This window comes from Agromyces sp. P1_H4, assembly GCF_056405255.1.
The window spans coordinates 1-8,229 of sequence record NZ_JBFUCL010000156.1; the positions used below are offsets into that span (position 1 = coordinate 1).

Annotated in this window: 9 protein-coding genes; 8 read left to right on the plus strand and 1 reads right to left on the minus strand. The window is 70.9% G+C overall.

Features of this window, described 5'->3' with window-relative positions:
* Positions 1–261 precede the first annotated feature (261 nt).
* Positions 262–600: an Rv2175c family DNA-binding protein gene (locus tag AC1DY2_RS10845; protein ID WP_309978153.1), complete on the plus strand. Its 339-nt coding sequence runs from the start codon at positions 262–264 to the stop codon at positions 598–600.
* A gap of 27 nt (positions 601–627) precedes the next feature.
* On the opposite strand, the gene AC1DY2_RS10850 is transcribed toward AC1DY2_RS10845, so the two are convergent.
* On the minus strand, positions 628–1,740 hold the full coding sequence (locus AC1DY2_RS10850) for a polyprenyl synthetase family protein (RefSeq protein ID WP_476762439.1): 1,113 nt from the start codon (positions 1,738–1,740) through the stop codon (positions 628–630).
* 74 nt (positions 1,741–1,814) lie between these two features.
* Between AC1DY2_RS10850 and AC1DY2_RS10855 the strand changes: the two genes are divergently transcribed.
* The 7 genes from AC1DY2_RS10855 to AC1DY2_RS10885 all read left to right on the plus strand — a co-directional run.
* Positions 1,815–2,198, plus strand: coding sequence for a DUF3040 domain-containing protein (locus tag AC1DY2_RS10855; protein WP_476762440.1), 384 nt, complete (start codon positions 1,815–1,817; stop codon positions 2,196–2,198).
* A 321-nt stretch (positions 2,199–2,519) separates the two neighbouring features.
* Entirely contained in the window at positions 2,520–2,951 is a 432-nt protein-coding gene (mraZ, locus tag AC1DY2_RS10860) for a division/cell wall cluster transcriptional repressor MraZ (protein ID WP_476762441.1), read from the plus strand.
* A gap of 98 nt (positions 2,952–3,049) precedes the next feature.
* Positions 3,050–4,003, plus strand: coding sequence for a 16S rRNA (cytosine(1402)-N(4))-methyltransferase RsmH (gene rsmH / locus AC1DY2_RS10865; RefSeq protein ID WP_476762442.1), 954 nt, complete (start codon positions 3,050–3,052; stop codon positions 4,001–4,003).
* Positions 4,000–4,584, plus strand: coding sequence for a cell division protein FtsL (ftsL, locus tag AC1DY2_RS10870; protein ID WP_309978164.1), 585 nt, complete (start codon positions 4,000–4,002; stop codon positions 4,582–4,584). The genes rsmH and ftsL overlap by 4 nt, the downstream gene beginning before the upstream one ends.
* A 25-nt stretch (positions 4,585–4,609) precedes the next feature.
* Positions 4,610–6,403 carry a peptidoglycan D,D-transpeptidase FtsI family protein gene (locus AC1DY2_RS10875; RefSeq protein WP_476762443.1) on the plus strand — a complete coding sequence of 598 codons (1,794 nt, stop codon included), beginning with the start codon at positions 4,610–4,612 and terminating at the stop codon, positions 6,401–6,403.
* A gap of 13 nt (positions 6,404–6,416) precedes the next feature.
* Positions 6,417–7,964, plus strand: a complete 1,548-nt coding sequence (locus AC1DY2_RS10880; protein WP_476762444.1) for a Mur ligase family protein — start codon at positions 6,417–6,419, stop codon at positions 7,962–7,964.
* Positions 7,961–8,229, plus strand: a 269-nt coding sequence (locus AC1DY2_RS10885; protein ID WP_476762445.1) for a Mur ligase domain-containing protein, incomplete at its 3' end; no start/stop codon positions are given. The genes AC1DY2_RS10880 and AC1DY2_RS10885, both read left to right, overlap by 4 nt.

An 8,229-nucleotide genomic window follows, 5' to 3' on the forward strand; every position in this document is an offset into this window, starting at 1 on the left:
GGTCGCGCGGCCGCGCCGGCGTGGCCGCCGCCCGCGGCCCGGAATGCGTCCGTCTCGTTCGCCATCGTTCCCCCGGAAGTCGGCGTCGGACATCCTCGTCCGTCGCCACGGTCGCACAGGGGGTAGGGCGAGTCAACGACCTCGCCGCGAGTCCGCGGACTCCGTGCGCGAACCGCGCGCGGACGGTGGACGCGGCGGCCGGCGGGCCTCGGAACGGCCGACGGCTTTCCGAGTCGCGGGTTCGTCTGGCAGGCTGGAGCCGTGACCGACGCCGACCAGACCGACTGGCTGACTGTTCCCGACCTCGTCGAGCTGCTCGGGCAGAGCCCGAGCAGGATCCGACGGCTCATCGACGACCGCCACCTGCTCGCCGCCCGCGTGGACGGCGTGCTGAAGGTTCCGGCGACCTTCCTCCGCGACGCCGCTCCGCTGCCCGAGCTGCACGGCACGGCCATCGTGCTCGCCGATGCGGGCTTCTCCGACGCCGAGGCGCTCGAGTGGCTGCTCGGTGAGGACGACAGCCTCGGCACCACGCCGATCGCCGCCCTGCGTGCCGGTCGCAAGTCCGAGGTGCGGCGAGTCGCGCAGGCGCTCGCCTGACGCCACGAGCGGCAGGCCGACGGGCGGTCAGCTCGTGCGCCGCGAGACCGCCTTGGCGAGTGAGCCGAGCTCGGCGCGCGCGTCGCGGCTGATCGGCGCATCGGCGAGCACCGCGGTGGCGCGCGCGACGTGCTCGGCGATGAGTCGCTCGATCTCGTCGACGGCGCCGCAGTCCGAGATGGTGCGCTGCAGCATCCGCACCTGCTCGGCGTCGAGATCGGCGTCGCCGAGGAGCTCGTCCAGCAGGTGACGCGGTCCGGCGGCGAGACGCTCACGGGCGATCGCCACGAGCAGGGTGCGCTTGCCCTCGCGGAGGTCGTCGCCACTGGGCTTGCCCGTGACCTCGGGATCGCCGTACACCCCGAGCAGGTCGTCGCGCAGCTGGAACGCGATGCCGAGCGGCAGCCCGAACCCGCGCAACGCGGCCACCTGGGCTGACGACGCACCGGCGATCGCCCCGCCGATCACGAGCGGCGACTCGACCGAGTACTTGGCGGCCTTGTAGACGATGACGCGCTCGGCGCGCGTGCGCTGGTCGGCGTCGGACTGGACCACCCAGGCCCGTTCCTCGAGGATGTCGAGGTATTGGCCGGCCGTCACCTCGGTGCGCATGCGCATGAACTCGGCGCGTGCCGCGCGGGCGTCCTGTCGGTCGGGAAGCGCCTGCAGCCCCTCGTCGAGGAGCTCGTCACTCCAGCCGAGCAGGAGGTCGCCGAGCAGGATCGCCGAGGCCCGCCCGAAGTCGGCCGGGCTTCCGGCCCACCCGGAGTCGGCATGGAGCTGCTCGAACAGCTTGTGCGCCGCCGGGGCGCCGCGGCGGGTGTCGGAGTTGTCGATGATGTCGTCGTGCACCAGCGCCGCCGCGTGGAAGAGCTCGAGGGCGGACGCCGCCGACACGACGGGGAACCAGTCGCGTCCGGCCTCCGATTCGAAGGGATCGAAGCCACGTCCGCCGACCGCCTCCCACCCCCAGTAGCAGAACCGCGCCCGGAAGCGCTTGCCGCCGCTGAGAAACCGCCTTGAGAACTCGTCGAGGGAGTCCAGGTCGGGGCTGATCGAGCGGAGAATGGAGGTGCGTTCGGAGAGGAACTCCTCGATGCGCGCTTGCACCAGATCGACCAGCCGGGAACCGTGAGCCACCCGCCTAGCCTAGCGAGGCGGGGCGGGGCTAGAATGAGCTCGGATGCGTCGATCCCGAGCCTGAGGGGAATGAGATGCCGCTTTCAGAGCAGGAGCAACGTCTTCTCGAGGAGATGGAGCGGAACCTCTACCGCAATGACGCGGACTTCGTGCATGCCGTCGGCGGCGTACGTGGTCGACGACCCAACTACCGGGCGATCGTGCTCGGAGTGCTGGTCGCGGTCGCCGGCGTCGGGGCCCTCATCGCTGGCGTCGCCCTGCAGTTGCTCATCGTCGGCATCCTCGGCTTCGCCCTCATGTTCGCCGGCGTGCTCATCGCGATCACGCCCAGCAAGCGCGGGGCGGCGACGCCCGCACCCGCCGAACCGGCATCGGCCTCGGGCAAGGCTCGACGCTCGGGCGGGTTCATGGACCGCCTGAACGAGCGTTGGGACCGTCGCCAGGACGGTCACGACTAAGCCCTCCACTTCGCACCACCGCAACGGGTCGATCCTCGGATCGGCCCGTTTTTCGTTGCGCCGACGCTGATCCGGGGCGCCCGTTTCCCTCCGTGCGTCTCCACACCGCCCATTCCTGCGACCCGCGGCGGAGCGAGTGCGCGCCCGCGACTCCATGGATCGCGCATTCCCTCCACTCGCCTCCACCGTCTCTCTGGCGCGTATTCACAGGGATCTCACACCTCGGAGCCGCTGAAAACGAGCGAATGTCGTTGATCGGTGGATGAGAGTGGAGTAAAGTGGGGTCACCTGGATTCTGGCCGGAGGAAAGGGGGTGGTGCGGTGTTCCTCGGGACCTACGAGCCGAAGCTCGACGAGAAGGGCCGCGTCATTCTTCCGGCGAAATTCCGGGAGGAGCTGTCGAGCGGCCTCGTGCTCACGCGCGGGCAGGAGCGCTGCATCTACGTGTTCAGCGCACGCGAGTTCGAGAGCATGAGCGACAAGATCCGCCAGGCCCCGGTAACGAGCAAGCAGGCGCGCGACTACATGCGCGTCTTCCTCTCGGGGGCATCCGCGGAGACCCCCGACAAGCAGCATCGCGTCACCATCCCCGCAACGCTCCGCGCGTATGCGGGCCTGGACCGGGACCTCACGGTCATCGGCACGGGCAGCCGAGTGGAGATCTGGGATGCGACGGCGTGGCAGACATACCTCGCCGAGCAGGAGGCGGCCTTCGCGGACACGGCGGAGGAGGTGATCCCGGGACTCTTCTAGTCCCGGATTGCGACTCCCAGCCGTGCGCGCCTGATGCACTTCCCCGCATCAGGACGAACGGATGGGGATCGGAATCCGGGACCAGTCCCGAAGGAATCATGGACATCGAACGCATCCACACCCCGGTCATGCTCGAGCGAACGCTCGAGCTGCTCGCCCCGGCCATCGAGGCCGACGGCGCCGTGCTCGTCGACGCCACCCTCGGCATGGGCGGGCACGCGAGCGCATTCCTCACCCGCTTCCCGAAGCTCACGGTCATCGGGCTCGACCGCGACACCGACGCCCTCGCGATCGCGCGGGAGCGTCTCGCGCCGTTCGGCGACCGGGCGCGCTTCGTGCACACGGTCTACGACGGCATCGCCGAGGCCGTGCGGTCGGAGGGCTTCAGCGAGGTGCAGGGCGTGCTGTTCGACCTCGGCGTCTCCTCGCTCCAGCTCGACCGTGCCGAGCGAGGGTTCGCCTATTCGAAGGATGCCCCGCTCGACATGCGCATGGACTTCACCCAGGGCCGCACCGCGGCCGAGGTGATCGCCGAGTCCAGCGAAGACGAGCTGCGACGCATCTTCCAGGACTACGGCGAAGAGAAGTTGTCGGCCAGGTACGCCCGGGCGATCGTCAAGGCGAGGGCGGATGCCCCCATCACCCGATCGGCCGAACTCGTCGCCGTCATCACGGCGGCGACGCCCGTCGCGGTGCAGCGACAGGGGCATCCGGCCAAGCGCGTCTTCCAGGCCCTCCGCATCGAGGTGAACGAGGAACTGTCCGTGCTGCAGCGGGCGATGCCCGCGGCGCTCGACACGGTGGCGGTCGGCGGCAGGATCGTCGTGCTCGCCTACCAGTCCCTCGAGGACCGCATCGTGAAGCGCGTGCTCCAGGCCGCCTCGAGCTCCACGGCACCCGCCGGGCTCCCGATGGAGCTGCCCGAGCACCGTCCGCAGTTCCGGCTCCTGGTGCGCGGAGCCGAACTGGCGAGCGAGTCGGAGCAGGCCGAGAACCCGCGCGCCAAGCCCGTGCGGCTGCGTGCCGCCGAACGAGTGAGGAGGCCGTCATGACCGCACTGCCGGCCCACGGCGCTCCGGCCCCACGGCGGAGCCCGGCGCCACGACCCGAACGGCGACTCCGACCGGCGCCGCAGCCGAACGGCCGCGCCAAGCCGCGGCTCGCCTACGCCGTCATCGCGCTGGGCGGGGTCGCCGTGATCGTCGTCGCGCAACTGCTCCTCTCGATCGCGGTGGCGCAGGGCGCCTACGAGATCGACGGCTACCAGGTGCGCCAGGCCGAACTGGAACGAGAGCACCAGAAGCTCGCGGAGGACCTCGACCGGGTCGAGTCACCGCAGTACCTCGCGAAGAACGCGGAGGCGCTCGGMATGGTGCCCAACGCCAACCCGGTCTACCTGCGGCTCTCCGACGGCGCCGTGCTCGGCCAGCCCACGCCGGCGAGCGGCGGCGCCGCGGCATCCGCCCCGCTGGTGCCGAATGCGCTCATCGACGGCGTGCCGCTCGTGACCGAGCAGGCGACGGGGGAGACTCCGAACGGAACGACACCAGGGGAGGGTGCGGCAGCGGCGCCCGACGCCGCGGCCGTGGTCCCGCCACCGGCCGACGGCCTGCCGACGCCCGCGACGCACTGACCAGCACCCGACGAGGAAGGCGCGAATGAACCGCACGAGCCGACACCCGATGCGGCGAATCCTCCTGGCCGGCGTGATCCTGGTGGCGCTCGTCGGCGTGTTCGTCGTGCGACTCGTCGACATCCAGGTCGTGCGGGCGGCGGAGCTCAGCGCCGAGGCCGAGGGCCGGCGGTCGACGGACGTGAAGGTGTACGGGTCGCGCGGCGACATCGTGGACGCGAACGGGATCGTGCTCGCCGACACCGTCATGCGGTACGACATCGCCCTCTCGCCGAAGAACGCGAGCGCGGGTCCGATCATCCGCGAGGAGCCCGATCCCGCCGACCCCGACAAGACCAAGCGCGTGAAGGTGCCGCTCGAGCAGTCCGCCGCCGAGCTCGGCGCCGTGGTCGGACTCACGGGCGAGCAGGTGCAGGCGATCATCACCGACGCCCTCGCCGGCGACCCCGAATCGGACTTCGCGTTCGTCGCGAAGCTCGTGGACACCGACACCTACGAGAAGGTGAAGGCGCTCGACATCCCGTGGGTCGTGCCGTGGGAGCATCCCAGCCGGCGGTATCCGAACGGCGCCGTCGCGGGCAACCTGCTGGGCTTCGTCGATCCCGACGGCAACGCCGTGGCGGGCCTCGAGTACTCCGAGGACGAGTGCCTCGCGGGCGAGGACGGCGAGCTCAGCTACCTGCACAGCCTGCAGGACTGGGTGCAGATCCCGGGCACGCAGGTGATCCACAAGCAGGCGCACGACGGCGGCACGCTGAAGCTCACGATCGACTCCGACCTGCAGTGGATGGTGCAGCGCATCGCCGAGGCGCAGGTGCAGGCCGTGGGCGCCGACTGGGCGACGGTCACCGTCATGGAGGCGAAGACCGGGCGGCTCCTCGCGGTGGCCGACGTGCCCACCGTGGATCCGAACGACCCGTCGTCGACGGCGGAGGCCGACCGAGGCTCTCGCTCGTTCACCGCGCCGTTCGAGCCCGGCTCGACGTTCAAGGCGCTCACCGCGGCATCTGTCATCGACGCCGGCAAGGCCGACCCGCTGAGCCAGATCGTGGCCCCCTATCGGTACCTGCCGGCCAACGGTGCCAACATCAACGACAGCGCCGGCCATGACGACGAGCGCCTCACGCTCACCGGCGTGCTCATCGAGTCGTCGAACACCGGCATGTCGAAGTTCGGCGAGCTGATGACCGACCGCGAGCGGTACGACGACATGCTGAAGTTCGGGCTCGGCCAGGAGACGGAGGTCGGATTCCCCGCGGAGGCCTCCGGCGACCTGCACGGCGACCCCGACGACTGGGACAACCAGACGAAGTACGCGACGATGTTCGGCCAGGGCCTCACCACGACGGCGGTGCAGATCGCGAGCGCCTACCAGACGATCGCGAACGGCGGCGTGCGCATGCCGGTGCGCCTGGTCGACGGCTGCGGCGACGTTGCCACGGCGAAGCCCGAGGGCGCGAGGGTCGTCTCCGAGCAGGCGGCCGACCAGACCAGCCAGATGCTCGAGCGCGTGTACCTCGAGGGCTGGCTCGCCGACAAGTGGGAGATCCCCGGGTACCGGGTCGCCGCGAAGACCGGTACGGCGCAGGTGCCCGACGGCAACGGCCACTATCTCCACGGGTACCTGGTCTCCGTGTCGGGCTTCGCGCCGGCGGACGATCCGCAGTTCGTCGTTTCGGTGAGCATCATGAATCCCGTTAAGATGAATTCGTCCGCCGCATCCGCTCCCGTCTTCCAACAGGTGATGAGCCAGGTGCTGAAGAAGTATCGGACCGTTCCATCCGGCGCCCCGGCGCCCGAGCTGCCAGCAACCTGGTGAGAAAGTTGGGTTCGTGACCGGATCGCCCCCCGCGGCCCTCCGGCCGCAGCATCCGAGCCCCCGATCGCTCCACGGCCTGGCCGAGACGTTCGGCCTCGAGGTGCACGGCGACATCGACGACCTCGAGGTGACGGGCGTGGTGCTCGCCTCGTCGGCCGTGCGGCCCGGCGACCTCTACGTCGGCGTGCCGGGGCGCAACGCGCACGGCGCTCGCTACGCCGACGCCGCGCGCGATGCCGGTGCCGTCGCCGTCATGACGGATGCCGCGGGCGCCGAGCTCGCGCGCGACTCGGGCCTGCCCGTGCTCGTCACTCCCGACGCCCGGGCCGCCCTCGGCGAAGTCGCCGCGTGGATCCACCGCACGGCCGAGAACCCCGCGACGTTGTTCGCCGTGACCGGCACGAACGGCAAGACGAGCGTCGTGTACCTGCTCTACGGCATCCTGCGCCAGCTCGGCGTGACCGCGGGCCTCACGTCGACGGCGGAGCGGCGCATCGGCGACGAGGCGGTCACCAGCTCGCTGACGACCCCCGAGGCGAGCGAACTGCACGCCCTGCTCGCCCGCATGCGCGAGGTCGACGTGCGCGCCGTCGGTGTCGAGGTGTCGGCGCAGGCGCTCTCGCGCCACCGCGTCGACGGCCTCGTCTTCGACGTGGTCGGGTTCACGAACCTCACGCACGACCACCTCGACGACTACGCGTCGATGGACGTCTACTTCGAAGCGAAACGCGAGCTGTTCCAGCCCGAGCGCGCCCGGCGCGGCGTGGTCACGATCGACTCCGAGTGGGGCCGTCGCCTGCTCGCGGAGTCGCGCGTGCCCGTCACGACCCTGTCGACCGACCCCGCGATCGAGGCCGACTGGCGCCTCACCGTGCTCGAGGAGACCCCCACCGACACCGCGTTCGTGCTCGAGGGCACGGCGGGTCGCCGGCTCGAGACACGGGTTCCCCTGCTCGGCTGGTACATGGCGGCGAACGCGGCCCTGGCCATCGTGATGCTCGTGGAATCTGGTTACGACCTCGAGCAGATCGCGGAGGTGCTCGAGCGCGACGGCGGTGTCGACGCCTACATCCCGGGCCGGGCCGAGCGCATCTCGGGCGACCGCGGGCCGATCGTCTACATCGACTACGGGCACAGCCCCGACGCGTTCCTGCAGACGCTGGGAGCGATCCGGCGGTCGACCGCCGGGCGCGTCATCATGCTGTTCGGCGCCGACGGCGACCGCGACACCACGAAACGCGCCGACATGGGCGCCATCGCGGCGCGGGGCGCGGACGTCGTGGTGATCACCGACTTCCACCCCAGGTGGGAGGACCCGGCCGCGATCCGCGCTGCGCTCATCGCCGGAGCGCGCGAGGCCGTTCCCGAGCGCGAGATCCACGAGATCGCCGATCCCCGCGAGGCGTTCCGGGCGGCGCTGGCCATGGCCGGCGAGGGAGACGCGATCCTCTACGCCGGCCCCGGCCATGAGGACTACCACGAGGTGAAGGGCGTGAAGATCCCCTATTCAGCGCGAGACGACGCGAAGCAGGCACTGCGTGAGGCGGGCTGGGGCGCATGATCGCGCTCACCCTCGCCGAGATCGCCTCGGTGGTCGGCGGCAGCCTGCACCTGGGCGGCACGGATGCCACGGGCGAGACGGTCGTCGACGGAACCGTCACGACCGACTCGCGTGAGATCGAGCCGGGCGATGTCTTCTTCGCGAAGCGCGGAGAGTTCGACGACGGGCACCGGTTCGCGCCGGCCGCCGTCGAGCGGGGCGCCGCGCTGCTGGTCGTGGAGCACCCGCTCGACCTTCCCGCCCCGCAGATCGTGGTCGCCGACAC

Bases quoted from the DNA above. Each gene is read 5' to 3' on its own strand.
- AC1DY2_RS10855 (WP_476762440.1), top strand. From the start codon at position 1,815: ATGCCGCTTTCAGAGCAGGAGCAACGTCTTCTCGAGGAGATGGAGCGG.
- rsmH (WP_476762442.1), top strand. From the start codon at position 3,050: ATGGACATCGAACGCATCCACACCCCGGTCATGCTCGAGCGAACGCTC.
- AC1DY2_RS10875 (WP_476762443.1), top strand. From the start codon at position 4,610: ATGAACCGCACGAGCCGACACCCGATGCGGCGAATCCTCCTGGCCGGC.